The sequence below is a fragment of the Methylocystis sp. JR02 genome, from assembly GCF_030063565.1.
Lineage (GTDB): Bacteria > Pseudomonadota > Alphaproteobacteria > Rhizobiales > Beijerinckiaceae > Methylocystis > Methylocystis iwaonis.
Map to the genome: position 1 here is coordinate 704704 of NZ_JASIRC010000001.1, position 24915 is coordinate 729618.

Below are 24915 nucleotides of genomic sequence, written 5' to 3' on the forward strand. Positions count from 1 at the left end.
GCTTCTACTCACGCATAGACGGGTTTGAAATCTTTGGGGTCCTTGTTCGCGCCATCCCAGAAGGGCGAGAGTTCGCGCAGCTTTTCGAGGATCTTCGGCAGCGCCTCGATCACCTGATCGACATCCTCCGGCACATTGTCGCGCGAGAGCGAGAAGCGAATGGAGCCATGCGCCGCCGTGAAGGGCACATTCATCGCCTTCATCACATGCGACGGCTCGAGCGACCCCGAAGTGCAGGCGGAGCCCGACGAGGCGGCGATGCCCTGGCGGGTCAGATGCAGCAGGATCGCTTCGCCTTCCACATATTCGAAGGCGATATTGCTCGTATTCGGCAGGCGTTCGCGCGGGTCGCCATTGACGAAGCAGTTGGGAATGCGCTGCAAGATCGCCTTTTCGAGACGGTCGCGCAGCTCCTTCACGCGGGTCTGTTCGTCGACCATATGCTCGATCGCCAGTTCCGCCGCCTTGCCGAGTCCGATGATGCCCGGCGCATTCTCTGTGCCGGCGCGGCGTCCGCGCTCCTGATGCCCGCCGCGCAGCAATGGCTTGAAGCGCGTGCCCCGCTTGACGTAAAGCGCGCCAATGCCCTTGGGCGCATGCAGCTTGTGGCCGGAAAGCGACAGCATGTCGATCGCGCTGCCTTTCAGGACGATCGGCACTTTGCCGACGGCCTGCACGGCGTCGGTATGGAACAGAGCGCCATGCTCCTTGGCGAGCTCCGCAAGTCCTTCGACCGGGAAGAGCGTGCCGGTTTCATTGTTCGCCCACATCAGCGTGACGAGAGCGACCTTGTCGGAAAGCGCGTTGCGATAGGCTTCGATGTCGAGCCGCCCGAGCGAGTCGACGCCGATATAATGAACCTTGGCGCGGCCGATCTTTTCAAGGTGCTGGCACAGCGCAAGAACGGCCGGGTGCTCCACTGCGCTGGTGACGATCTCGTCACGGCCGGGCATCGCCTCCAGCGCCGACAATATGGCGGTATTGTCGGCTTCCGTGCCGCTCGCCGTATAGATGATCTCGTGATCGTGCTCGGCGCCGAGCAATTGCTGCAATTGCTGCCGCGCCTTCTTCACAGACACGCCGACGCTGGCGCCGAAAGAGTGGATCGAGGACGGATTGCCGAATTGCTCCGTGAAGAAAGGGAGCATCGCGTCGACCACGACCGGGTCGACCCGCGTCGTCGCATTATTGTCGAGATAGACTGGACGCATGGTCTTCCCCCTCAATGAGCGTTGTTCTTCACGGGAATGATGCGGATCGGTATGCCGAGCTTGGCGATCAGGCGTTCCTGAATGCCGGAGATGGTGACGCTCGCCATCTGGCAGCCCATGCAGGCGCCCTTGAGATTGACCATCACATTATTGCCGTCGACGTCGATCAGCTCGCAGTCGCCGCCGTCCTTTTTCAGATACGGCCGAAGCTCCTCGATCGCTTCTTCGATCAGACGGATCTTCTTGAGATTGGTCATGCCGGCGGAAGGCGGCGGCAGGGGAGAAGAGGGCGCGATCGGAGAAGTCGCCGCTGCGGCGACTTCTCGCACCGGCGCCTTTTCAGCCTCTTTCTTCGCTTTCGCCTTGGCCTTGAGTTCGGCCGCGTCGGAGCCGCCGATGCGATAGGCCGCATGTTCGGCAAGAAGACCCTCCGCGACGAGTTCGCCATTCACCTTGGCGAGAAGCTCTTCGAGCTTGTCGAAGCAGGTGAGGCAGCCGCCGCCGGCCTTGGTGTAATCCGTGACCTGCTCGATCGAGGTCAGCTTGTTCATGCGGATCGCGCGTTCGATGACGCCTTCGTCGACGCCGAAGCATTTGCAGACGAGGGCGCCTTCCTCATGGTCTTCGTGCCATTCCTCGCCGCGGAAATTGGCGATCGCCGCCTGCAGCGCCTCATAGCCCATCACCGAGCAATGCATCTTTTCCGGCGGCAGGCCGCCCAAAAAATCCGCAATGTCCTGGTTGGTGATGGAGACGGCCTCTTCCAGAGTCTTGCCGATGATAAGCTCGGTAAGCGCAGAGGAGGAGGCGATGGCGGAACCACATCCGAAGGTCTGGAACTTCGCGTCCTGAATGGTTTCCGTTTCCGGGTCCACTTTCAGCATCAGCTTCAGCGCGTCGCCGCAAGAGATTGCGCCGACTTCGCCGACAGCATTGGCCTCGCCCAGAACGCCGGCGTTCTTCGGATTGAAGAAGTAGTCCTTGACCTTGTCAGAATAATCCCACATCGCCAGCCTCCTGGGCGCTTCCCGCGTCGCGTCTGATCCGTCGAGATGTCGCGGGTTCAGCCGAAAGACTTGCCGCAGGAGCAGCTCGATTTGGCTTGCGGATTGTCGAAGGTGAAACCAGAGCCTTCGAGGCCGATGACGAAGTCGATCTTGGTGCCGTCGAGATAGACGAGCGAACCTTCCTCGACATAGACCTTCACGCCGTCATTCTCGAAGATATGGTCGTTGGGGTCCGCTTCATTGACGAGACCCATTGAGTATTTCAGGCCCGCACAGCCGCCGGCTTCCACCATGATACGCAGGCCTTCAACTTCCTGGCCGGCGCCGGCAATAGCCGACCTTACCGCCGTCACCGCGCTATCCGTCAGCTCGATCATCGCGACAGCTCCCTCGTTAAGATTGTCTGACAAGGGAAAAGCAACCGATGTGCCAGCGCTGAATCTTATGGAAATCCAAAGGGTCTTTATGACCTTGCTTGTCTGTAATGCAGACATTGTCAGAGAACTGACAAAGCTGTTTCAGGCGCTCGGTGGAATGCGTCGGGGGAGGATCAGCGCTGTGACAGACGCGCGAGCACGCTCGCGCCATCTTCCGCGCCGAAACAATTGTCGAAATCGCCGCATTCGCGGCAGGTTGGCGCCGCGCAGAGCGAAAAGCCCTCGAGTTCACAAAGCTTGCGGTAGAAAAATTTCTTCCATTTCATATTGTCGACATTGGCCGCCGCAAGCGCCGGAAACCACTGCGCCATCAGCTTGGTGAGCTCGCCGCGCTCGATCAGGCCGAGATCTTGCCAAAGGTGGCGCGGCGACATGGCGCGACGCGCGACGATCGAGATCATCCAGGCGCAGAGCGGCGTCGTGTCCGATTTGAAGCGGGCGAGCAGCTCGTGAAGCTGAGTCTCTTCTTCGTCGAGATCGAGTTTTTCGGGTTCGGCTCGGAGGTCGAAAAATTGCCGCGCGCCCGGAGCCCATTGCGTTGTCAAAGCTTCGAGGCTGGCGCGGTCGAGCCCGAGGCCGGAAGAGAGCGTATCTCCACGCTCCAAAGCCTCGGAAAGGCCGATGGTCAGCGCGCAGCCGAGGACATGCGCGGTAAAAGGATCGGCTGCGGCGAGATTGGTGGCGTCTGCGCGGATGGCGCAGTAAATCTGCTCGGCCGTCGGTAAAGGGCGCGCGCCCGCCATTTGTCGATGGGGGGGCGCGAGCATATTCATCGGTCAGGCCGCGATCTCTTCCGCGGGCAGATGGGTCTGGCAGTTTTTCGGACAGACCCTCGAGCAGGCGTTGCAGCCGATGCAGGCGCCGGCGTGCTCCACCTTCATGATCTTGCGGTTGAGATCGCCGTCGAAATCATCGTCGTCATCCTCGGTGACAATGCCGAGGATTTCACCCTCGTCATTGACGCCGTAAAGCGCCATCACGCTTTGCGGGCAGACTTTGAAGCAACGTCCGCAGCCGATGCACGTCTCGGCGTTGATGTCGGTGAGATAGAGCGGCGTATAAGGCGAGCCGTCTCGCGTCTTGAACTCGCTCATTTAGGCAGCCTCGAGTTCCTTGAGTTTTTTGCGCGCCGCCTCCAACGCCGCATAGGCGTCATGAGTCTCCTGCGCAATCGACATGATGGTAGTCCAATTGACCGGCAGCTCCTCCGAGAGGTCGTGCAGGTTCATTTTCATGTTCATCGCTTTGGCCGAGAGCTTTTTGATCTCCGCCTTCAATTCATCGACGCTGCTCATTCTCCGCGCCTCCGATCAGAACTTGGCCACTTCGGGGAATTTCTCGATCATCTCGACGCCGGCGTCGACGAACTTCTCGCCTTCCGACGCAAGCTTCTCGAACGACTCGAAGCCGAAACGGTGCACGTCGCGCAACTGCTTGTTCACGACGATGAGACGGCCGGTGGTCAGGATCATGCGGCCGAAGCCCTCATGGCTCATCTTCATCATCGGCTGCACCATGCAGCCCGTGCGGCGCTCGATGGCGAGGCCGACAGCATTGTAAAACAGCTCGAGACGCCAGAGCATCTCAGGGTCCGGATCGCCGATGATCGGGATTTCCTTGCGCTGCTCCTTGGTGACGATATAGGGATCGAGGAGGCTGAGATCGGTCTTCTTCTCCCAGGTTCCATGCGTGTCCTGCGCGCGCCAGACCTTGATCAGCTCCTTGAGGAAGATGCTGTCCTCGGGCTTCGATGCGGCTTCTACGGCGGCGGCTTCAGACATTTTCGGTCTCCTCCTCGAAATCGAAGTTGCGGTCGCCGCTCTTCGACAAAACCTTACGCAGCCATGGGGGCGGATTTCCGCGCAGCACGACCTGGAGCTTCTCGATCAGATCGGTGATCTTTTCGGGCTCTTTGACCTTCATCGGGTGAATGTTCGATGCAACGACGCGCGCGGCGCCCGAGCCGCCGATCGCGGCCACATAGAGGATCGCGCAATCCTTGATCGCTTCGAGCTTCGGCTGCAGCTTATCCTCGTTGCCGTCTTCCTGAAGGTCGCCGGAAAAAGCGACGGCCTCGACGAAAGTGTAGGAGTCGGGCGAGAGATCGTAGATCGCGATGTTCTTGGCCCAGCCGAAATGGGCGTCGACCCTTTCGAGGTCTTGGGTGGCGAATGCGACTTTCATGACGCCTCCTATGTCGTCAGTGAGCGCTGATCGGCGCGATGTCATTCTCCGACGCAAGCGCCGTGCCGTCGTGTTCCGCGCTTTCTCCGCGCCACGTCTCGGTGGTGGGCTCGGGAACCTGATCGATGAACAAATTGCCGAGCTTGAAGATGAGATCGCGGGTGCCGCGGTAGCCGACAGACAGCTCATGCGCCGCGCCGATGCGATCGAACATGGGCAGGCCCATGCGATAGAGCGGCACGCCGCTGCGTTCGGACGCCTGGCGGCCGTGCGAATGGGTGATCATCAGATCGCAGCCGGCGAGGCGGTTTTCCAAATCCTCGAGGTCGCCGATCAGGACCTCTTCGGTCATGATCTTTTCGAGCACCGGCGAATGCGTCGTCGTCACGGCCGCCGTTACTTCCGCGCCCATTTCCGTCAGCCATTGGCTGATCGCGAACAAAAGATCGGGCTCGGCGCCGATGGCGATGCGCTTTCCGCCGAAGTGGAAGTGCCCGTCCAGCATGGCGTCGACAAGCTGACCCCTTTGGCGCCTGAATTTGATCGGGACAGGACGACCGCTGATCCGTGACAGCAGGCCGATGAGTTCGTCATTGGGCGCGAGGCCAGTGAGCCGATCGAACAGCTCGTAGCGCACGCCGGCGCGCTTTTGCAGCAATTCCGCGGCGGCGCGCATCTGCTCGCCCACCGCGATCGTCCAGGCCGCGCTGCCCATTGCAGCGATGTCTTCCTTGGTGACGCCGCCCAGCGTCGTGGGCGTGAAGTCGTCCGGAATATGCCCGTCGAGCGAACCGGAGAGATCCGGCAGGAAGGTCGGCTCCAATCCAAAGGCTTCGATGATGTCGCGCAGTTCGTCGATGTCGCCGGGCGTGAGATGGCAGCCGGCAAGCACATTCACGCGCTGCGGCGCACGCCGCGAGGGGATTTCGTCGGGCACAAAGGTTTCGATCAGCTTGGTGACGGTCTTGCCGAACCCGTCCTGGAACGCATCCTTGAAATCGGGTGTCGAGACATAGACCATTCCGATGTCGTCGAGTTCCGGGTGGCGTTTGCGCACCAACTGCAGATAGCCGTCGACGTCGTCGCCCTTCGTTTCCGTCACGCCGGTCGAACAGATGCCGATGACCTGCGGCTTGGCGCGTTTGACGATATTAAGAATGGCTTGTTCGATGTTTTCCAGGCCGCCCAAAACCGTGGCGACCTCATTCATCGCAGTGGTTTGCAGCGGGATCGCTTCCTTGAAGTGGCGAACGAAGAGCACAAGGCCGAAGGAGGTGCAGCCTTGCGAGCCGTGCAGCACGGGCATGCAGCCGGAGACGCCCATGAAGGCGAGGGCGCCGCCGATCGGCTGGCTCATTTTCAGCGGATTGACCGCGCAGGATTTCTTGGAGACGGTGACGCGCGCCATTTCAGCACCTCACGCTGCTTGCGGCGCGGCGATCGCCTGCGCGCTGGACGCTGCTTCGAGCATCTCGGCGATGCGTTCCTGACAACCGCCGCAGCCTGTCCCGGCGGCCGTCGCTTTTCCGACAGCGGCGACGTCATTGGCGCCGTCACGGATCGCGTCTTCGATCGCGCCAACCGAGATGAGATTGCAGGAGCAAACCTGCTTGTCACGGCGTGCGGCTTCCGCCGCGACGGGATCGGCGGCGAGCGCCGCAGCTTCCGCGGCGATGGCTTCGTCGGCGCGCTGTTCCCAGCTCTTTTCTTCCCAAGGCGCCGGACGACGCACCTGCTCCCACACCGGGTTGTAAAGCGCTTTGTCGATCTCGTGGACGAGCTCGACCATGCCCTCATAACCGGCATAGGCGTGATGGCGCTCCTGGTTGATGTCCAGCCAGGGCATTTTCGCCTTCAGCGCGATGAACTGCGAGCGGCCGCCGGAGAGCATGATTTCGGCGCGCGCCTCGCGGAGCATTTTGTACATCTCGCGCGGCGTCATGTCGTCGATCATATGGGCGTCCTGGCCCATCAGCTCCTTGATGCGCTCCTTGTCTTCCTTCGTCGACTTCTTGACGCTTGTGCCGACGAGTTCGAGACCGGCTTCCTGCAACGCCGCGACAACCGACCAGCTCTTCACGCCGCCGGTGATGAGCAGCACGCGCTTGCCCTCGAGGCGTTTACGATAAGGCGCGATGCGCGCCCAGGCCTTCGCCTCTTCACGGGCGATGACCGCTTCCGTGCGATCCATCAGCTCCGCGGGCGCGCCGCGCTCGATCAAGAGCCGCGCGATCTCGCGCAAGCTGTCGCTCATATCGCCGATGCCGTAGAAGGAGCCCTCGAAGAAGGGAATGTCGTAGCGCTCCTCCATCTTGCGCGCGACATTGATCATCGCCTTGGAGCAGACCATCATCGCCGCGCGGGCGCGATGCGACGAAGCGACCTCGTGATATTTCGCGTCGCCCGAGATGCAGGCGAGAATGCGGATGCCCAGCTCGTCGAGCAGCGGCTTCACCTGCCACAATTCGCCCGCAAGATTATATTCGCCAATGATGTTGATGTCGTAGGGGGTGGTGTATTCGGGCTCTTGCGTGCCGATCACATGGTCGAGGATTGCCTCGCCCGCGAGCTTATTGCCCAAATTTTTCGGGCCGACGAAACCGGGCGAGATCACCGGGATCACCGGCTTGTTGAACTTCGCCGCAGCCGCCTTGCACACCGCTTCGATGTCGTCGCCGGTCATCGCCGGCACGCAGGTCTGATAGACGAAGACCGCCGGAGGATCATATTTGTCGATGATTTCCTTGATCGACCGATAGAGCCGTTTCTCGCCGCCGAAGACGACGTCATTTTCGGCGATGTCGGTCGTGAAGCCGGTGCGATAGAGCGAGGAGCCGGAGGTCTTGGCGCCGCGATTGTCCCAGCTATTGCCTTCGCAGGCGATGGGGCCGTGCACCAGATGGGCGACGTCGGTAATGGGTTGCAGGGCGATCTTCGCGCCATCGAAGGCGCAGCCGCCGGCGGCGGCGCCGGGCGCGAGCTGCTTGGTGCAGCCCTTTTTGCGCTCTTTCTCGGATTTGCCTTGGTTTTTATCGCAGCCCGGCTCGTTGAAGACGTCCTGGATTTTTTCCGACAGACTCGCCATTCAAATGCCTCCTGCTGACTGCGTCGCGCGTTCGTCGCGCCTTGATGCCGTTCCGCTCGAACGCTTCAGGGTGGGTTGCTCATCCCCGAGGCGCTGAATGATCGTTCGGGAATCCAGAGCCAAAATCGCGCCAGCTTTGCTCTGGATGCCGGATCGCTCTTTCCGAGCGCGGGAGTGACAGCGAACTAACTGAACTTACGCTTAGAGAAGCATTCGCCGGGCCAATTGGCCCGGCGACGCGGTGTTGTTAGCGAATGATGTCGAAGGAGTAGTCCGACTTCGCCACGACATTGGTGTTGCGGTCGATGTCCTCGAAGATCGCGTCGAGGATCCACACCAGGACGTTCATCGAGCCCTGATAGCCCCACACCGGATAACGGTGCTTGTGGTGGCGATCGAAGATCGGGAAGCCGATGCGGATGAGCGGCGTGCCCGTATCACGGTCGAGATACTTGCCGTAGGTGTTGCCGATGAGGAAGTCGACCGGCTCCGTGAAGAGCAGCGAGCGCATGTGCCACAGATCCTTGTTCGGATACACGTGGCAGTTCTTGCCGAAGGGCGAGGAGTCGAACAGCGCCTGCACCTTCTCCGCCCAGGCCTTGCCGCCATTTGTGGCGAGGACGTGAACCGGCTCGCCGCCGAGCTCCAGCAGGAAGGCCGCGAGGCCGTAGCACAGGTCCGGATCGCCGTAGATCGCAAACTTCTTGCCGTGGATGTGGGCGGAAGAGTCGGCGATGGCGTCGACGAGACGGCCGCGCTCCTTGGTCAGCTCCGCGGAGATCGGCTTGCCCGTGATACGGGAGATCTCCATGAGGAATTTGTCGGTCGCGGCGACGCCAACCGGATGGTTCAGAGCCACGACTTCCTGGCCCTTGGTGGCGATATAGGGCAGGGTCTTTTCGGTGCAGAACTCCTGCATCGAGATGGTCGCCTTGGCGTGCAGCGCGTTGGCGACGTCCTCAAGCTTGGTGCCGCCGTCATACATGCGGAATTCGCCGTCGGTCGGCGTGTCCCACACGTCGCTGTTGTCGCCGAGCAGCGTGTATTCGACGCCCATCGACTCGAAGATGCGCTTCACTTCGCGCATATTGCCGACCGTGTAGCCGTCGAAGCCGCCGAGGAAGTTGATGCTGTTGTTCGGCTTGCGCTCCAGAGCCGGGGCCGTGCCGGCCTTGCCGTCCCAGAAATGCTCGAGCACGCCCTTGATGACATTGTCGTAGCCGGTGATGTGGCTGCCGACGAAAGCCGGGGTATGCGCGAAGGGAACGTCGAACTCCTGCGGAACCGAGCCCTTTTCCTTCGAGGTCTTGATGAAGGCGTTGAGGTCGTCGCCGATGACTTCCGCCATGCAGGTGGTGGAGACGGAGATCATCTTCGGCTTATACATATTGTAGGCGTTCGCCAAGCCGTCGATCATATTGTTGAGGCCGCCGAACACCGCCGCGTCTTCCGTCATGGAGGAGGAGACGCAGGAGGTCGGCTCCTTGAAGTGACGCGAGAAGTGCGAACGATAGTAGGCGACGCAGCCCTGCGAGCCATGGACGAAGGGCAGGGTGCTCTCGAAGCCGACGGCCGCGAAGACCGCGCCGAGCGGCTGGCAGGCCTTGGCCGGATTGACGGTCAGCGCTTCGCGGGCGAAGTTCTTTTCCTTATATTCTTCGGTCTTGGTCCACTCGCGAACGCGCTCGAGCTCGGCGTCCGCCACGGGGTTTTCGAAGTTCTTCTTCTTGTTCTCGAACATCTCCTTGTATTCCGGCTGGCGGAACAAATTAAAGTGGTCGAGAACGTTGTCAGCATTCTGTGGCATTCGGAGTTCCTCTCGTTTCCGCTAGCCGGTCTCGCCCCCAGGGGAGAGGCGAGACCTTTTTGTTACGGAGATCAGGCGGCCCAGGGAGCCTTGGCCATCTTCCAGACCGGCGAGTTGATCGCCATGTCCATGTCGCGCGCGAAGATCGCGAAGCCGTCGTAGCCGTGGTAGGGGCCCGAGTAGTCCCAGCTATGCATCTGACGGAAGGGCACGCCCATCTTCTGGAAGACGTACTTCTCCTTGATGCCCGAGCCGACGAGATCCGGCTGGATCTTCTCGACGAACTTCTCGAACTCGAAGCCCGTGACGTCGTCGTAGATCAGCGTGCCGTCTTTCACATAGTGGGACGTGCGCTGATAGTCGTCGTTGTGGCCGAACTCATAGCCCGTGCCCACGACTTCCATGCCGAGGTCTTCGTAAGCGCCGATGACGTGGCGCGGACGCAGGCCGCCGACGAACAGCATGACCTTCTTGCCTTCGAGGCGCGGACGATACTTCGCGATGACGGCGTCCATCAGCGGACGATATTTCGCGATGACGCGCTCCGCGCCTTCCTTGATCTTGTCGTCGAAGTGCGACGCGATCTTGCGCAGCGACTCTTCGATCTTGGACGGGCCAAAGAAGTTGTACTCGCACCACGGAATACCGTATTTCTCTTCCATGTGGCGGGAGATGTAGTTCATCGAACGGTAGCAGTGCAGAACATTCAGCTTCGCCTTCGGCGTCGCTTCGAGCTCAGCGATGGTGCCGTCGCCGGACCACTGCGCAACGACGCGCAGGCCCATTTCTTCGAGCAGAATGCGCGAAGACCAGGCGTCGCCGCCGATGTTGTAGTCGCCGATGATCGCGACGTCATAAGGCGTAGCCTCGAAGCGAGCGGGCTTGCCGTCCATCTTGTCGAACACCCAATCGCGAACCGCGTCGTTGGCGATATGGTGGCCGAGCGACTGCGACACGCCGCGGAAACCTTCGCAGCGGACCGGGACGATCGTCTTGCCTTCATATTCCTTCGACTTGGCCTTCGAGACGGCTTCGATATCGTCGCCGATGAGGCCGATCGGGCATTCGGACTGAACGGTGATGCCCTTGTTCAGCGGGAAGAGGACCTGAATTTCGTCCATGATCTGGGCGAGCTTCTTGTCGCCGCCGAACACGATGTCCTTCTCCTGGAAGTCGGAGGTGAACTGCATCGTGCCGAAAGTGTCGATGCCGGTCGTGCCGATGTAATAATTGCGGCGCGACGCCCAGGAATATTGGCCGCAGCCGACCGGGCCGTGCGAAATGTGGATCATGTCCTTGATCGGACCCCACACCACGCCCTTCGAACCGGCGTAGGCGCAGCCACGAATGGTCATGACGCCCGGAATGGATTTGATGTTCGACTTGACGCCGCAATCCGGCTTACCGTCTTCGAACGTGCCGAGGTGCTTGGCGCGACGCTTGGCGGTCTTTTCCGGATAAACCTTCAGGACTTCCTGAATGAGTTCCTTATTGCGGGCCTTGATGTCTTCGATGGATTCAGCTTGCGCCACACTCATGACGGAGGCCTTTCTAGAGGATGGTAGGCCCGGCTCTCGAAAGAGCCGGGCAGTTGGCGAAATTTAGGCGACCGACAGTTCCGCGGCGGTCTTGCCGACCTGGGACTCGTCGACGGCCTTCATGATGCCGTGCTCCATGAGCAGATCCTCGAGCTCGTCCATGGTGATGGGCGTCGGGATCGTGCCGTTGCCCGCATTGCCGTCCACGCGCTGGGCGAGGTTGCGGTAATGGGCGGCCTGCTGGGACTCGGGCGCATACTCGATGACCGTCATGCGGCGCAGCTCGGCGTGCTGAACGATATTGTCGCGCGGCACGAAGTAGATGAGCTTGGAGCCGAGCTTCTTGGCGAGGGACTCGGCAAGCTCGAGCTCCTTGTCCGTCTGACGCTCGTTGCAGACCAGCCCGCCCAGGCGCACGCCGCCGGAGTTGGCGTACTTCAAAATGCCCTTGGAGATGTTGTTGGCCGCATACATGGCCATCATCTCGCCGGACATGACGATGTAAATTTCCTGCGCCTTGTTCTCACGGATCGGCATCGCGAAGCCGCCGCACACCACGTCGCCGAGCACGTCATAGGAGACGTAGTCGACGCCTTCGTAAGCGCCGTTCTCTTCGAGGAAGTTGATCGAGGTGATAACGCCGCGACCCGCGCAGCCAACGCCCGGCTCCGGACCGCCGGACTCGACGCAGCGGATGTCCTGGTAGCCGACCTTCATCACGTCTTCGAGCTCGAGGTCCTCGACCGAACCGGCCTCAGCGGCGAGCGACAGGATGGTGTCCTGCGCCTTGGCGTGAAGGATCAGACGGGTCGAGTCGGCCTTGGGGTCGCAGCCAACGATGAGGATCTTCTTGCCCATCTCGGCGAGCGCCGCGAGGGTGTTCTGAGAGGTGGTCGACTTACCGATGCCACCCTTTCCGTAGAAAGCGATCTGTCGAAGCGACATTGCATTCTCCTTGTTTGGACCTAACATCATGATCGGCGCGCGCCACACGCATGCCGAAATTCACTCACTCTGCGACGAGGCGCGGGCGACCGGCGTTTCCCAATTGACTATTTGAACCGGCAGCCAAAAGCCTTGCGAGGTCTATTGCGCAAAGGGCGTGCCAGCTCGGTAACAAATGCTTAAGATATTGGATTTGCTTGAGTTAGGGTCGGCTCGGAGGGCGCTCTGACACGTGTGTCAAAGCCGACAGTGATGTTCGCAAGCGAACTGACAAACGCCAAAGCTCAGCTTCCCACAAGCGCCTCGGCATGTCGCTTGCTTGAAAAACGGGCAATCGCAACGTGTACGAGGTAAGGGAAATGCAGATCGGCGTGGAAATGTCGAAGGCGCTGGAGAACAAGCGGGTGTTCATTGTCGACGACAATGAGATCTTTCGCGCAGCGCTTCAGTTCATGTTGCACGACGAATTCGAGGCGCATGAAGTGGCGAGCACGGCGATCGCTTTCGAAAAGGGTAAGACGCAGCCGCCGGATCTCATTCTGCTCGCGGAAACTTTGCCGCAGGCCGAGGGATTGGCGCTTCTGGGCAAATTTCGGCAGGAGCAGCCTCAGGCGAAAATTCTGATCGTGGTCGAGCCGAACAACAATGCATTCGGTAAGGAATGCGTCGCGGCCGGCGCCCATGGCTTCATCGCCAAGCCGCTCAAGGTGGAGTTTGTTCGTCAGAAGGTGGACGCGATGCTTGGCCGCGGCACGGGCGGCGTGACAATTCCGCTGACTGTGCTCAATGTGCGGTGAGCGACGAGGAGGCGACAATGGAAACGGCGGTTGAGGAGGCCAAAGCGGACAATGCCAGCGCGGAAGCGGCCATCCGCGCCTGCGTCACGCGCTTCTACGAGAAAGGCGGCGCCGATCCCTTGCTTGGTCCCGTCTTCGAAAAGACGATCCCCGAGCTGGAGCCGCATCTGGAGATCGTCTCGAATTTCTGGTCGCATGCGCTTCTGGGAACGACGCGCTATCAGGGCACGCCCTTCGGCGTTCATGTGAAGCTGCCGATCGAAGTCGAACATTTTCCCCGCTGGTTGTCGCTTTTCACCGAGGCTGCGAAAGAGACGATGCCCGAGGAGCTGGCCTCGGCCGCGATCGCACGGGCGGAACATATGACGCAATGTTTCCAGTCGGGGTTGTTTCCGTTCAAGGATGCGGAGGGGAACCCGTCGAAGGATCCGGTGTAAGCGAATTTCCGTCATTGCGAGCGGAGCGAAGCAATCCAGCGCAGCTACGACGGCCCTGGATTGCTTCGTCGCTTCGCTCCTCGCAATGACGGTTCTGAATTTGTCCGCGCCGTGTCGGTTTCGGGTCCAGCGGTAACCTCGTCATTGCGAGCGAAGCGAAGCAATCCAGAGCAGCTACAGCGGCTCTGGATTGCTCTCGTCGCTCCGATCCTCGCGATGACGGCTCTGAGTTTGTCCGCGCTGTGCCGGGTTGGGGTCCAGCGCTTACATCGTCATTGCGAGCGAAGCGAAGCAATCCAGAGCAGCTACAACGGTCCTGGATTGCTTCGTCGCTCTGCTCCTCGCAATGACGGCTCTACGACAATGAAAAAAGCCGCCGGTTTGCCGGCGGCTTCTTTTCTTATGCGACGCTCAATCTCAAAGCTGCGGCACGATAATCAACCGCTCGACCGGCTTGCCCTCGGTGAAATGCGATTGGAAGATTTCGTCGATGTCGGCTTCCGTGCGCGGCGTATACCAAACGCCCTCCGGGTAAACGACCATCAGCGGGCCCGCGCGGCAAAAGCCGAGGCAACCGGTCGCCGTCACGGAAATATCGGGGTTGGGCTGCACATTGAGCTTTGCCTGCAGGCGGTCCCACAAGGGCTTTCCGCCGGAGGTCATGCAACTGCCGCGCGGATGTCCCGGCGGGCGCTGCTGAAAGCAAGTGAAGACGTGGTATTTGAAGACTTGCGGAAGATCCTCGATCATTCTCTCTCTTTCACTCAAGCGGCGACGGCGGCGAGATTGGATTGGGCCAGCTCGGCGGCAAAATCCGCAAGCTTGGCGTCGATGCGCTGGATATTTTGCTCGCGCAGGAATTTCTCCTCGTTGCGCGTCAGCTCGCCCTCGATCAAAGCCCAATGCGTGTCCGAGGAGCGCTTCATGATCTGGCGCGCGAAGCTGCGCTCCAACTGGTTGGTGAAGCGACAACCGAGGAAGAGGAAGTTGCGTCCCTTGCGGATGGTCTGCACCGAGTCCGGGATCGGCGTTTGGATGTCGATCTCTGTCAGCACTTCGACATAGTCGGAGTCGGACACGATGAAATTCGACGCAGGCGTCACGGCGCCAAGCGGTTCATAGACGAGCGTGCGCCATTTGAGCGTCTCGTCCGGCGCCTCCGCCGGGGCCTTGGCGCCGGAGCCGTCGCGGACGAATTCCTTCGTCGGCACGGCGGAGAGGTCGGCGCGGAACCAATTCACCCAGTCGCCGAAATGTTCGCTTTGCGTCACGCCCTGCACAAGCCCCCAATCGCTCCGCGCCGCCATGGATTTGACGACGAGATCGTCGTACCAGGCGTGCACGATCAACGGCAGTTGCTCTTGCGTCGCGAGCCATTTGTGAAAGGCGCTCGGCTCACACTCGACTGCAAAGGCCTTGGCCATCAGGCAGGTCAGCGTCTTGCGATGTTTGAAATTCTCGATATATTGCGAAGCCGCCGTGAGATTGTTGCGGATTTTATGCGGCACCGTCGCGCCAGCGACGAGTTGCTGCACGAGAATTTCGGGAAGCGACGGTGGCGCCGCCTCCCCGGGGAGGCCGGTTACGCCCGGCCCCAGATAAGGAATCACGTCGCCTCGACGAAAGGCCGTTACGATTTCACTGAGCATGTTTCAAATCCTCTCGCCAAGCGATCGACGTTGAGCCTTACTGCAGGACAGCCGCCTTCAGCGCCGTGACGTCGTCGGACGAAACGCGGAACACGCCGCGACCGCCGGTGAGCGCCTGGAAGCTGTTCGCGGCTTTCTCCGAGAGCTTCGTGAACCATTGCTCGGGCGTGAGGCTCGTCGGCCGATCCTGGATCTCGAGCACGCTGCCGTCATTGTTGAAACGGACGTGGATCAGGACTGTGTCTGTCATTTTTGTCTCCTTTGTCGGACTAAAAGCCGGAGCCGAAGCCCAGCAACTCCACGGTTACATTTTCGGCGCCGAGCGTGGCCTGACAGGCGAGACGTGACTTCGAACCGACGCCGACAATGGAGTCGAGCTTTTCATTTTCCGCGCGGGTGGTTTTCGACAGGCTCTTCCTGCCTTCCTGCACGAAGAGATGGCACGCGCCGCATTTCGCTTCGCCGCCGCATTTGCTGACGATCGGTTCGCCTGCCGCGAGAATGGCGTCGAGCAGACGGCTGCCGGTCGCGGCTTCAACGGTCTTGCCCGAAGGGAGAATAGTCACGGTAGGCATATTGTTACGCTCCTTGCGTGTTGGGGCCCATTGAGGCCGTTAAAGGTAAATGGCGGTTCCGGCGCCGACATTGATCGACGCGTCCTTCATCGTGCCCACGATGAAAGCGACCTGGTCTTCGGAGAGGTGGGCGTGGAAGGGCAGGGCGACGGCGCGGTCCGCGACTTTTTCGGTCACGAACAAATCGCCGCGCCGATAGCCGAGATCGAAGTAGTGACGTTGCAGATGCAACGGGCTCGAAAAGGCGGCCGCCTCGACATTTTCCTGACGCAAATCGTCGATGATCGAATCGCGGCTGGAGCGCGAGAAGCGCGTCCCGAGATGCACGACGTAAAGGAACCAGTGAACCTGATCGACCTCGGGCGCAATATAGGGATCCTTGATGCCCTCGAAGGAACGCACATATTCGAGGAAGTAGCGCTCGACGCGCTTGCGGCGCGCCAGCAGAAGCTCGATGCGGCGCAGTTGCGCGAGGCCGAGCGCGGCGGCAATGTCCGACAGACCAGCCTGCAAGGGCGGCCAGGCGCCGAGCACGACCGAGGAGCGCTCCTCGATCTTGCGATTGCGCAGCCGGCGCAGCATGGTGGCGGTATCATCATTGTCCGTGACGATCATCGCGCCTTCGCCGGAGATCAGTCCGCCGGGTTGTGAGAAGTCGAACAACGAACAATCGCCGAAGGAACCGACAATCTTGCCTTGGTAGATCGATCCGATCGCCTCGGTCGAATCCTCGATCAGCGCGAGATTATGCGCGGTCGCGATCTCACGCAGCGGACCCCAGGGAGCCGGATGGCCGTTGGTGTTGCCGGCGACAATGGCGCGGGTCTTTTCCGTGATCGCTTTGCGCGCCTTTTCCGGATCGAGCGTGCCCGCCCAATAGTCGATGTCGGCGAAGACCGGACGGGCGCCGCAGAGCGTGATCGCATGCGCGGTCTCGCGGAAGGAGTAGGAGGAAGCGATCACCTCGTCGCCGGCGCCGACGCCGATCGCGCGCAGGATCAGCAGCAGGCCGATCGTGCCGCTGGAAACGCAGACAGCATGTTTGCGGCCGATGTAGCGGGCGAACTCTTCCTCGAATTGATCGACGACGCCGCCCTGCGAGACGCGGGCGGATTGAAGAACGCCGAGAACCGCCTCGAGATCGGTTTGCGCAAGATCCGGATCGTTCAACGGCAGAAGAGTAGTCTTCATGCGGCGCCTCCATTGGGGGCGAGGGCGATGCCCGTCGCGCAGCCGGGATCCTGGGTGATTTTCCAGCAGTGATCGCGCCCGTCGACGAGATAGAGCGAGCAGTTCTCGTAGATGCGGAAGGGAGTCTCCTCGCGCATGTCGAGCGCGTCGCAGCGCGTGACCATCAGCCCCGGCGCAAGCTGGCGAATGGACGCGAGCGTCTGCGAGTCGGCGCTGGCCTTCACGAGCGCCGCGTCAATTTGTGCAACCTGCGCAGGGGCGAGAGTCATCTTATTCTCCTCCGATCTTTTTCGCTTCGACGGTGATCGGGAGAGAGGTGCCGGCCGCCATTTCCGGAAGTTTGAGCACCCAGCCATTCGCAAGCGTGACAGAGCCGCCCCACAGTTCGGGCCTCTCGACTTCGACGATCGGTTCCTCGAGATCCTTCTTTGGAACATAGGCCGAGAGGCTGCCTTCTGCGTCTCTGCGGATCATGACTTTCACGTTGCGCCTCTTTTGTTGGCGGGTTGCAAAGAGATTAATCAGGCTGGCTCAGGCAGGCTCGATTTCGTCCTCCAGGCAACCGATGACGAGCTGCGGCGAAAATTCGACGAGATAGATGACCATCTCCGTATCGACATGGGTTCCGATATTCACGATCTCACCCAAGTCGCCATTCTTGACCAGCAGCTCGTCCAGGGCGCGATCGGGGTACGAGCCATCATTGACGAGGTCGGTGGCGGCGCGCACACGCTGGCCCCAGTCATATCTCGCGCTCATCGGTCATCCTCTCTGTCGATCTCGACCATTTCCAGCTCTTTGCGTTTCATACCCACGCGATTGCCGGTAGATTCAAATTCTACGCCATAGATGTAGAACTGCTGCAGAAAGGTGCCGATATTGACGATGTAGCCAATCTCGCCCTTCTTCGCGAGAACTTCGCCAATGTCCTTTCCGGGGAAAGTGCCGTCGTTACGGATCGTGCGTTTCGCGCGCACCTTGTCGCCATAGTCGAAATAGGGCGGGCCATCGACCTCGACGTGATCGCTGTCTCTGCTGATATTTGTCATTGATCACTCCGCTTCTGCGTCATGATGACATTGGGGGGTGTTTCCAATCCGGCCGCCTTGCGCCGATCCCTTGCGCATTCGCGCACGAGCGGATCGTCGTCATCGACCAGCGCGCCGATAAAGTTGACGTCGGCTCTTTGCGCCACTTCGTAACGAATGCGCCAATCGCCGTCTTTGATCAGCGTTTCGAGGTCATCCGCTTCGAGGCGTTTGGCGGCTTCGAGACGCACGACCGGATCGTGGTCTCTCGTCAGGCGCATGAGCGCCTCTTGTGCGATGCGGCTTGCGATGACTCGCCGAACGCCCGCGTCTTCATCATTGATCATCAGAACGAGAAGGTCCGGCGGCAGCTTTTTCGCGACGGCCTGTCGCACCGCATAATCTTCGTCGTTGATCATCGGCAGCAGGTCGGTGCCCTCGAGGCGGAGCGCGATGCGGATGCGCACCTCGCGGTGCGGATCGTTGCGCAGGCGCAGAATGTAGCGGTTGGGGAGGCGGCGCGCGGCGCTCCAGCGAACGGCCTCCTCAGGATCGTCGAGCATCGCGGGCAGTAGAAAGATCTCCGCCGCCTTCGACGCGCAGGCCCGCACCTCGAAATAGCCGTGGGTGAGATAATTGCGCGCGAGATCGGGATTCCAGTCGAAGAAACGGTCGATGCGCCGGGCGTAGCGATCGTGCACGCAGGCGCGCAGCGGCTTGCAGCGCTCGGCGTTCAGGCGATCTTGATGGTCACAGTCCGCGCAATCGACGGCGTTTCCCTGCCAGTCGATTGCTTCGTCGATATCGTCAGTCGACATCTTCCAGCCCTCTGCGTTCGAGGACGCCGAGCAGCACTTTCGCGCCGATCTTGTCCGCCGGGTCGAGCTCCAGAAGCTTGTCGATCGCCGCGGCGCTTTCCTCGAAATCGCCGAGGCGCATGCTGAGATAGGCGTAGCCTTTCAGCGAGAACATGAAGAAGCGCGGGGCGATGGCGTCGTAGTCGCCGAAGGCGGCGTCTTGCGCCGTGACTTGCTGCCAGTCGAGCGGCAGCGAATTGTCGATCGCTGCGCGCGTCAGGCAGGATTCGGCGACGCCGAGACACTCCCTGAGGCGGCCCTTGTAGAAGTAGAAGCGGTAGAGGCCGATCAGCGTGGCCGGATGGGTCGGCGCGAGCGCGCGCGCCTCCATCAGATATTTATGCGCAACGTCATCCTGGTCGTAAGACAAGGCCGCGGCGTGCAAAAGGCGTTCGACCTCTTCCGGGAGCCCCTCTCCGAGGACGATGGAAGCAAGAAAGTCCTGCTCCGCTGCGCCTGTTTGCACTGCCGCGTCACGCGTCATGTCACACTCTCACGCCGTTTCCTCGAAGGCGGGAGCTTCGGTCTTGGATGAGCAACCGCAGCTCTTCGCCTTGGGATCGATGAAGGCGAAGCCCGTGGAGGTCGCCGTTTCCTTGAAGTCGATCGTCACGCCGTCGAGCAGCAGGCGGCTTTGCGCAGGCAAGAACATCTTGAACTGCGCATGCTGGAAAACCTGCTCGCCTTCTTTCGGCGCGGGCTCGACGGAGAATTCCGCCGACATGCCCGAGCAGCCGCCCGGCGACACGAGGAGACGAAGGCCATAGCCCGGCCCGCCGTCGAACATGACGAGACGGCGGATGAATTTTTCAGCGGCGGGGGTGAAGGCGATATTCATTAGGCGCTCGGCTGGTAGCGGGGGAGGGAGTTGTCGATGACGCAGGTGTCGTCCACCGGGCAGACGGCGACGCATTGCGGTACGTCGAAATAGCCGATGCATTCCGTGCATTTCTTGGGATTGATCACGAAAGTGCCGTTCTTCTCGGAGATGGCGACGTTCGGGCATTCCGCCTCGCAAGCCGAGCACGACGTGCATTGAGAAGCGACAATCTTGTAAGTCATGACCTGAGCTCCTTTGCTTGGCTTCGGAGCAAGCTCTTCGAGAGCTTGCTCCGACATCTCGATAAAGCGCGATTTGTTGTTCGATCGGGCGTTTCCGCCCGATCGGAAGCGCGCTACGCGTCCACGGAGACGAAGGCGCCCTGACGGATCGTGGCGTCGCCGCGTGTGACATGGGTGATCTCGCCGCTCTTGATCTTGGCGAGGTAGTCTTTGAAGTAGGCGATCGCCGACTGCTCGATGAACTCGTAGGCGTATTGATCCACGGGTTCGATGCCGGCCTTCAGCAGATCTTCCTTCGGGCAGTGGCCGATCTTGGCGACGAAGACCGCGGTGCAGTCGTTGATCGCGCGGATGACCGTTTCGAGCGCCTCTTCCTCGCCATAGCCGCCCTGGCAGTAGAGGTCGACGCGACGATGGCCGACGAATTTCGCCCCATTGCTGGAGAGTTCGTAAATCTGGAACTCGTCGGCGTGGCCGAAATGCTCGTTGATGCGGCCCGAGCCCTTGGTCGCGACGGCGACGAGGATTTTGAGATCCGCATTTTCGCCGGCGAGCGTTTCCAGCTCGGCGTTGCGCGCGGCGACTTTCGCCTGGCGCTCTTCCTCGACCTTCTCCTGATAGGCCTGACGCGCGGAGAGGTCGTAATTGACATCCATCTCCATGATCTTGTCGGTCGTGAATTCCGCGCTGCGGTCTTCGCCGAGCAGGCCCACCGCGTCGGCGCGGCACTGGCGGCAATGGCGCATCATGTTCATCTCGCCTTCGCAGCTATCCTGCAGCGCCTTCAGCTCCTGCGCGGACGGGCCGCGCTGGCCGTTGAGGCCGAAGACCGTGCCATGCTCGGGCGACGAGATGAGCGGCATGATGTTGTGCAGGAAGGCGCCGCGCGATTTCACCTCTCTGTTCACCGTCACGAGGTGGTCGTCGTTGATGCCCGGGATCATCACCGAGTTGACCTTGCAGAGGATGCCGTTGGCCGTCAGCATCTCGAGGCCCTTCAACTGACGATCGGTGAGGATCTTTGCAGCTTCCTTGCCGGTGACGCGCTTATGCTTCCAGAACACCCAGGGGTAGATCTCAGCGCCGATGTCCGGGTCCGTCATGTTGATCGTGATCGTGACGTGATCGACGTTGAACTTCTTGATCGTCTCGACATGGTCGGGCAGCGAGAGGCCATTGGTCGAGAGGCAGAGCTTGATGTCCGGAGCGGCTTCCGAGATCAGCTCGAAGGTCTTGAACGTCTTGCCGGGATTGGCGAGCGGGTCGCCGGGGCCGGCGATGCCGAGCACCGTCATCTGCGGAATGGCGGAGGCGACCGCGAGCACTTTCTTGGCGGCTTGCTCGGGGCTCAGCTTCTCGGAGACGACGCCGGGACGCGATTCATTGGCGCAGTCATATTTGCGGTTACAATAGTTGCACTGAATGTTGCAGGCCGGCGCGACGGCGACGTGCATGCGCGCATAGTGGTGGTGGGCTTCTTCGCTGTAGCAGGGGTGGTTCTTGACTTTCTCCCAGATTTCGGTGGGCATGTCGTTTTCGCCCGCGCCGGTGCCGCAGCTAGCTTTGCCGCTGCCGCCCGACGTGCCGCAGCCTTTGTGCTCGGCCATCTTCTGCATGATGTCGTCGAGTTGCGCGGGCGCGGAAGTGGGTTCGGCTTCATAGGTTTCGAAAGAGCGAGAGTCGTCCATTGCGTAATCCTCTCAAGCATTTTGTTGTGGTCCCCCCTGAAGGGGGCGTCTGGAACAATTCCAATGTCGGCCGTTGGCGTTGGCGGTTTGACCGCAACAAGCGTGCCATGGGTAAATATCTGCAGTAACTAATTGGAAATACGGTCGTAGAAGGTTTGGCTCGCCGCCTCGGAAAGGCGCGGCGAGTTGTCGCAAAGCCTTCGGAGAAATGTTCGCAAGGCGACATTCATTCGAGCGCGTCACCTGCACTCGAAATGGGCGCCAACGGAAGCGGCGCCGGGGACAATTTCGCGGCGCCTTCTTTGTTTTTATAATCGTTCCAATGACTAGGCAGCGTTCTGCAATAGCTTGATCTTCCAAGTTTTATCGAGGATTTCGGCGTTGGCGCGTTGCTTGCATATATGACGTGATGCACAACAACGCCTGTCATGAGGCTCCCATGGGTCTTGAACTCGGCGGCTCCATTGGCGCCCCTCCCCCGCGCACGATGGTTTCCGGCGAAACCGCGCTGGTCGGTATCTACGAAATCTCGAAACTGCTCGCGTCGCCGAACCGGTTGGAGAATGTGCTCGCGGGCGTCTTGACGCTTCTCTCCAGCTTTCTCGACATGCGGCATGGGCTGATCGCGCTGCTCGATTCAAAAGGCGCGCCCGAGGTTGTCGTCGGCTCGGGGTGGAGCGAGGGCGCGGCGAAAGTGTTTTTCGATCGGCTGCCCGAACGCGCCGTCGGGCAGATCGTTGCAACGAAAATGCCGGTCGTCGTCGACGACGTCGCGACGTCGCCGCTCTTCGAAGGGATGGACCTCGCCGACTGGGGAAACGAAGACGGCCAGTCCTTTTCGATGATCGGCGTGCCGATCAAGGATGGCGACGCCGTTGTCGGCACGCTGACCGTCGATCGGGCGCGCAACACGCGCTCGTCGGTGCTCTTCGATCACGACGTGCGCTTTCTCACCATGATCGCCAATCTGGTCGGTCAGACGCTGCGACTTCACAAGCTCATCGCGCGCGATCGCGAAAGGCTGATGATCGAAAGCGCCTGGCGCGAAAAATCCGCCATTCCGCCCGAAGTGAAGGCCGAAGGGCTCAAGGGCATCGTCGGCGACAGTCCCGCAGTACGCGCGGTGGTCGAGAAAATTCGCATCGTCGCCAAGGCCAAATCGACGGTTCTGCTGCGCGGCGAATCCGGCACCGGCAAGGAGTTGTTCGCCGCGGCGATCCACGATCAATCGCCACGGCGCAACAAGCCCTTCGTCAAGCTCAATTGCGCGGCCTTGCCCGAGAGCGTGCTGGAATCCGAGCTTTTCGGCCATGAGCGCGGCGCCTTCACCGGCGCGGCCAATATGCGCAAGGGCCGCTTCGAACTGGCCGACGGCGGCACGCTGTTTCTCGATGAGATCGGCGAGATCACGCCGGCCTTCCAGGCAAAGCTTCTGCGCGTGCTGCAGGAGGGCGAATTCGAGCGCGTCGGCGGCGCGCGCACGTTGAAAGTCGACGTTCGTCTCGTTTGCGCGACCAACCGCAATCTCGAAGAAGCAGTGCAGCGCGGCGAATTCCGCGCCGACCTCTACTATCGCATCAGCGTCGTGCCGATCTTTCTGCCGCCGCTGCGCGATCGAAAGGGCGACCTCGATCTTTTGGCCAATGAGTTCCTGCGCCGCTTCAACACGGAGCAGGGCGGCAAGCTGAAGCTCTCCGAATCCGCGATGAGCGTGCTCAACGAATGCGGCTTCCCCGGCAATATTCGCGAGCTGGAGAACTGCATCTATCGCACGGCGACGCTCGCCCATGGCGACATCATCATCGACAAGGATTTCTCCTGCCGCAAGGACGGCTGTCTTTCCTCCATCCTCTGGAGCGGATCGTCGTCGAAATGGCCGACGGGGGTGACGCCGCTGCCGATCGTCGCGCCGCAGCCGGTGCGACCGCCCGCGCCGCCGCCGCCCGCCGAGGCGCCGAGCGTTTGCGCGCCGGCTCCTGGCGACACCTGCCCTGGCGCTGAGAACTGCACGGTCATCGAGAAAGACCCGCGCACCGATTACGAGAAGCTCGTGGACGCGATGGAGCGCGCCGGCTGGGTGAAGGCGAAGGCGGCGCGTCTTCTCGGCCTCACGCCGCGCCAGATAGGCTATGCGCTGCAGAAGCATGGAATAGAGGTCAAGAAGTTCTAGCGCGTCGTCACAACCGCGGCCGATGACCTAACGCCGCTCCGCTCTACATTCACGTTCAGTTCGAGCGGCAGGGGCGTTTCATGGAAAGTTCGGTCTACAAAATTGTCGAACTCGTCGGCACCTCGCCAGACAGCGTCGAAGGGGCGATTGGCACGGCGATACAGCGCGCCGGATTGACCTTGCGCAACCTTCAGTGGTTCGAGGTCGTGCAGATCCGCGGCCGCATCGACAAGGGCAATGTGGAGACATATCAGGTGACGATAAAGGTCGGCTTCACGCACGACCGCGAGACCGAATAATATTGGTTCGGCGCCATCCCCGACGCTCGCGCCGTTTGGACACACAGGAAAATCACCGCCGTCATTGCGAGGAGGCGAAGCCGACGAAACAATCGAGGGCCTCCCTGGATTGCTTCGCTTCGCTCGCAATGACGGGCTCTGGGCGTGCCGGCCTTCGTGGCGATCCGCTTGATTGGTTCAGTGTCATTCCCGACGCTCGCGCAGCGAGCGATCGGGAATCCAGAGCAACACGAGCTACGATGGCTCTGGATTCCCGGTCGGGCCTTCGGCCCGCCGGGAATGACCAAGCTCCATGAGAGCGTTCAAACGAAAATGGTATGAATGTCGCAAAACGCCGCGTTAATGCCCGCGGCTCTTACCATTGCCGATATTCGTCCAAAAGCGCGTGCCCGCGGCAATGATTTCCTGCGTGTCGGAGAGCATGCGGCGTGCGTCTTCGGTGGCCATTTCCATATGTTTGACCGTCCAATTCTGGAAAATGTTGGCGGTTTCCGTGAAAGATTTGGCCGCGGTCAGCTTATTGGCGAAATCGGCCGCAATGGAAGCCTCGCTCTGCATCCGGTCGAGCCATTTGCGGTTGGAGTCCTGAATGCGGTCCCAGAACTGAGTCTGGGCGTCGGTAAAATCCTCGATCCGTTGCCGTCCCTCGCTCATAATGTCCGAAGCCGCCCTCGTGGCGCCGCCGCGTTCTCCCCGGCGCTCCTCTTGCTGGGTCATTTTGCGCTCCCGTTCTCGAGTTTTCATGGCCAGCCGCCCCGGCAAGGCTATATAGGTCGGGCGCCATAAGGAGCCTCCCCGGCGCGCCACTTTCTTTTGCGGCGCGGGAGGGTTCTTTCGCGCATGCGCACTCGACAAACGCCGCCCCCTGCTGTAAGGGGAGCAGCCTCAACTAAAACAGCGTTCCGAAACGCTCGTCGGCCGAAAGGCTACAGACGAAACGGCAGGAGT

The 24915-nt window shown here is 60.9% G+C and carries 32 protein-coding genes; 4 read left to right on the top strand and 28 right to left on the bottom strand.

The genetic code is table 11. The features are described 5' to 3' along the window. Positions 1-8 precede the first annotated feature (8 nt). From nifS to nifH, 13 genes are all read right to left on the bottom strand, one after another. Positions 9-1211 (bottom strand): cysteine desulfurase NifS, encoded by a 1203-nt coding sequence (nifS, locus tag QNA11_RS03180; protein ID WP_202073371.1) that lies wholly within the window; start codon positions 1209-1211, stop codon positions 9-11. Between the two features lie 11 nt (positions 1212-1222). Continuing rightward, positions 1223-2218, bottom strand: coding sequence for a Fe-S cluster assembly protein NifU (nifU, locus tag QNA11_RS03185; RefSeq protein ID WP_283481946.1), 996 nt, complete (start codon positions 2216-2218; stop codon positions 1223-1225). 56 nt (positions 2219-2274) lie between these two features. Next, positions 2275-2595: a HesB/IscA family protein gene (locus tag QNA11_RS03190; RefSeq protein ID WP_202073369.1), complete on the bottom strand. Its 321-nt coding sequence runs from the start codon at positions 2593-2595 to the stop codon at positions 2275-2277. Positions 2596-2768: 173 nt separating this feature from the next. Next, positions 2769-3428, bottom strand: coding sequence for a nitrogen fixation protein NifQ (locus QNA11_RS03195; RefSeq protein WP_283481947.1), 660 nt, complete (start codon positions 3426-3428; stop codon positions 2769-2771). A 3-nt stretch (positions 3429-3431) separates the two neighbouring features. Next, on the bottom strand, positions 3432-3749 hold the full coding sequence (gene fdxB, locus QNA11_RS03200) for a ferredoxin III, nif-specific (RefSeq protein ID WP_202073367.1): 318 nt from the start codon (positions 3747-3749) through the stop codon (positions 3432-3434). Beyond that, complete coding sequence (locus QNA11_RS03205; protein WP_202073366.1) at positions 3750-3950, bottom strand: CCE_0567 family metalloprotein; 201 nt, start codon at positions 3948-3950, stop codon at positions 3750-3752. Between the two features lie 15 nt (positions 3951-3965). After that, positions 3966-4436, bottom strand: a complete 471-nt coding sequence (locus tag QNA11_RS03210) for a NifX-associated nitrogen fixation protein (RefSeq protein WP_202073365.1) — start codon at positions 4434-4436, stop codon at positions 3966-3968. Further along, positions 4429-4839 (bottom strand): nitrogen fixation protein NifX, encoded by a 411-nt coding sequence (gene nifX, locus QNA11_RS03215; protein ID WP_202073364.1) that lies wholly within the window; start codon positions 4837-4839, stop codon positions 4429-4431. The genes QNA11_RS03210 and nifX overlap by 8 nt, the downstream gene beginning before the upstream one ends. Positions 4840-4855: 16 nt before the next feature. Further along, entirely contained in the window at positions 4856-6247 is a 1392-nt protein-coding gene (nifN, locus tag QNA11_RS03220; protein WP_283481948.1) for a nitrogenase iron-molybdenum cofactor biosynthesis protein NifN, read from the bottom strand. Positions 6248-6256: 9 nt separating this feature from the next. Then, a complete protein-coding gene (gene nifE / locus QNA11_RS03225; RefSeq protein ID WP_283481949.1) occupies positions 6257-7924 on the bottom strand; it encodes a nitrogenase iron-molybdenum cofactor biosynthesis protein NifE in 1668 nt (555 codons plus the stop codon). A 247-nt stretch (positions 7925-8171) separates the two neighbouring features. Beyond that, positions 8172-9731, bottom strand: coding sequence for a nitrogenase molybdenum-iron protein subunit beta (nifK, locus tag QNA11_RS03230; protein WP_202073361.1), 1560 nt, complete (start codon positions 9729-9731; stop codon positions 8172-8174). 71 nt (positions 9732-9802) lie between these two features. Further along, positions 9803-11269, bottom strand: a complete 1467-nt coding sequence (nifD, locus tag QNA11_RS03235) for a nitrogenase molybdenum-iron protein alpha chain (RefSeq protein ID WP_202073360.1) — start codon at positions 11267-11269, stop codon at positions 9803-9805. Positions 11270-11332: 63 nt separating this feature from the next. Further along, the gene (gene nifH, locus QNA11_RS03240) at positions 11333-12214 is read right to left on the bottom strand and encodes a nitrogenase iron protein (protein ID WP_202073359.1); all 882 of its coding nucleotides are present in this window, start codon (positions 12212-12214) and stop codon (positions 11333-11335) included. Between the two features lie 359 nt (positions 12215-12573). Between nifH and QNA11_RS03245 the strand changes: the two genes are divergently transcribed. Both QNA11_RS03245 and QNA11_RS03250 read left to right on the top strand, forming a co-directional pair. After that, positions 12574-13011, top strand: a complete 438-nt coding sequence (locus QNA11_RS03245) for a response regulator (RefSeq protein ID WP_202073358.1) — start codon at positions 12574-12576, stop codon at positions 13009-13011. A 17-nt stretch (positions 13012-13028) separates the two neighbouring features. Further along, entirely contained in the window at positions 13029-13448 is a 420-nt protein-coding gene (locus tag QNA11_RS03250) for a group III truncated hemoglobin (protein ID WP_283481950.1), read from the top strand. Positions 13449-13865: 417 nt separating this feature from the next. Here QNA11_RS03250 and QNA11_RS03255 read toward each other — a convergent pair whose 3' ends face one another. From QNA11_RS03255 to nifB, 14 genes are all read right to left on the bottom strand, one after another. Then, on the bottom strand, positions 13866-14198 hold the full coding sequence (locus tag QNA11_RS03255; RefSeq protein WP_281928063.1) for a (2Fe-2S) ferredoxin domain-containing protein: 333 nt from the start codon (positions 14196-14198) through the stop codon (positions 13866-13868). A gap of 14 nt (positions 14199-14212) precedes the next feature. After that, complete coding sequence (locus tag QNA11_RS03260; protein WP_283481951.1) at positions 14213-15097, bottom strand: SIR2 family NAD-dependent protein deacylase; 885 nt, start codon at positions 15095-15097, stop codon at positions 14213-14215. Between the two features lie 37 nt (positions 15098-15134). Continuing rightward, positions 15135-15347 (bottom strand): hypothetical protein, encoded by a 213-nt coding sequence (locus tag QNA11_RS03265; RefSeq protein WP_165049023.1) that lies wholly within the window; start codon positions 15345-15347, stop codon positions 15135-15137. A 19-nt stretch (positions 15348-15366) separates the two neighbouring features. Next, complete coding sequence (locus QNA11_RS03270) at positions 15367-15672, bottom strand: 2Fe-2S iron-sulfur cluster-binding protein (RefSeq protein WP_281928059.1); 306 nt, start codon at positions 15670-15672, stop codon at positions 15367-15369. 39 nt (positions 15673-15711) lie between these two features. Beyond that, on the bottom strand, positions 15712-16863 hold the full coding sequence (locus tag QNA11_RS03275; protein WP_283481952.1) for a DegT/DnrJ/EryC1/StrS family aminotransferase: 1152 nt from the start codon (positions 16861-16863) through the stop codon (positions 15712-15714). Continuing rightward, entirely contained in the window at positions 16860-17132 is a 273-nt protein-coding gene (locus tag QNA11_RS03280) for a DUF6129 family protein (protein WP_202073353.1), read from the bottom strand. Before QNA11_RS03280 ends, QNA11_RS03275 begins: the two co-directional genes overlap by 4 nt. A 1-nt stretch (position 17133) precedes the next feature. Continuing rightward, entirely contained in the window at positions 17134-17346 is a 213-nt protein-coding gene (gene nifT, locus QNA11_RS03285) for a putative nitrogen fixation protein NifT (RefSeq protein WP_281928057.1), read from the bottom strand. A 48-nt stretch (positions 17347-17394) separates the two neighbouring features. Beyond that, entirely contained in the window at positions 17395-17622 is a 228-nt protein-coding gene (locus tag QNA11_RS03290; protein ID WP_202073352.1) for a nitrogen fixation protein NifZ, read from the bottom strand. Further along, positions 17619-17912: a nitrogen fixation protein NifZ gene (locus tag QNA11_RS03295; RefSeq protein WP_202073351.1), complete on the bottom strand. Its 294-nt coding sequence runs from the start codon at positions 17910-17912 to the stop codon at positions 17619-17621. Before QNA11_RS03295 ends, QNA11_RS03290 begins: the two co-directional genes overlap by 4 nt. Next, a complete protein-coding gene (locus tag QNA11_RS03300; RefSeq protein ID WP_283481953.1) occupies positions 17909-18709 on the bottom strand; it encodes a 4Fe4S-binding leucine-rich repeat protein in 801 nt (266 codons plus the stop codon). Before QNA11_RS03300 ends, QNA11_RS03295 begins: the two co-directional genes overlap by 4 nt. Beyond that, positions 18699-19232 (bottom strand): hypothetical protein, encoded by a 534-nt coding sequence (locus QNA11_RS03305; protein WP_283481954.1) that lies wholly within the window; start codon positions 19230-19232, stop codon positions 18699-18701. The genes QNA11_RS03300 and QNA11_RS03305 overlap by 11 nt, the downstream gene beginning before the upstream one ends. 9 nt (positions 19233-19241) lie before the next feature. Next, the gene (locus QNA11_RS03310; protein ID WP_202073348.1) at positions 19242-19586 is read right to left on the bottom strand and encodes a HesB/IscA family protein; all 345 of its coding nucleotides are present in this window, start codon (positions 19584-19586) and stop codon (positions 19242-19244) included. Next, a complete protein-coding gene (locus QNA11_RS03315; RefSeq protein WP_281928054.1) occupies positions 19586-19810 on the bottom strand; it encodes a 4Fe-4S dicluster domain-containing protein in 225 nt (74 codons plus the stop codon). Before QNA11_RS03315 ends, QNA11_RS03310 begins: the two co-directional genes overlap by 1 nt. A 113-nt stretch (positions 19811-19923) precedes the next feature. Continuing rightward, a complete protein-coding gene (gene nifB / locus QNA11_RS03320; protein WP_246744915.1) occupies positions 19924-21426 on the bottom strand; it encodes a nitrogenase cofactor biosynthesis protein NifB in 1503 nt (500 codons plus the stop codon). A gap of 511 nt (positions 21427-21937) precedes the next feature. Between nifB and nifA the strand changes: the two genes are divergently transcribed. Together nifA and QNA11_RS03330 are read left to right on the top strand one after the other, a co-directional pair. After that, complete coding sequence (gene nifA, locus QNA11_RS03325; RefSeq protein ID WP_281928053.1) at positions 21938-23668, top strand: nif-specific transcriptional activator NifA; 1731 nt, start codon at positions 21938-21940, stop codon at positions 23666-23668. A gap of 80 nt (positions 23669-23748) precedes the next feature. After that, positions 23749-23967: a dodecin gene (locus QNA11_RS03330; RefSeq protein WP_202073345.1), complete on the top strand. Its 219-nt coding sequence runs from the start codon at positions 23749-23751 to the stop codon at positions 23965-23967. A gap of 339 nt (positions 23968-24306) precedes the next feature. On the opposite strand, the gene QNA11_RS03335 is transcribed toward QNA11_RS03330, so the two are convergent. Then, on the bottom strand, positions 24307-24684 hold the full coding sequence (locus QNA11_RS03335) for a hypothetical protein (protein ID WP_246744905.1): 378 nt from the start codon (positions 24682-24684) through the stop codon (positions 24307-24309). Between the last annotated feature and the right edge of the window lie 231 nt (positions 24685-24915).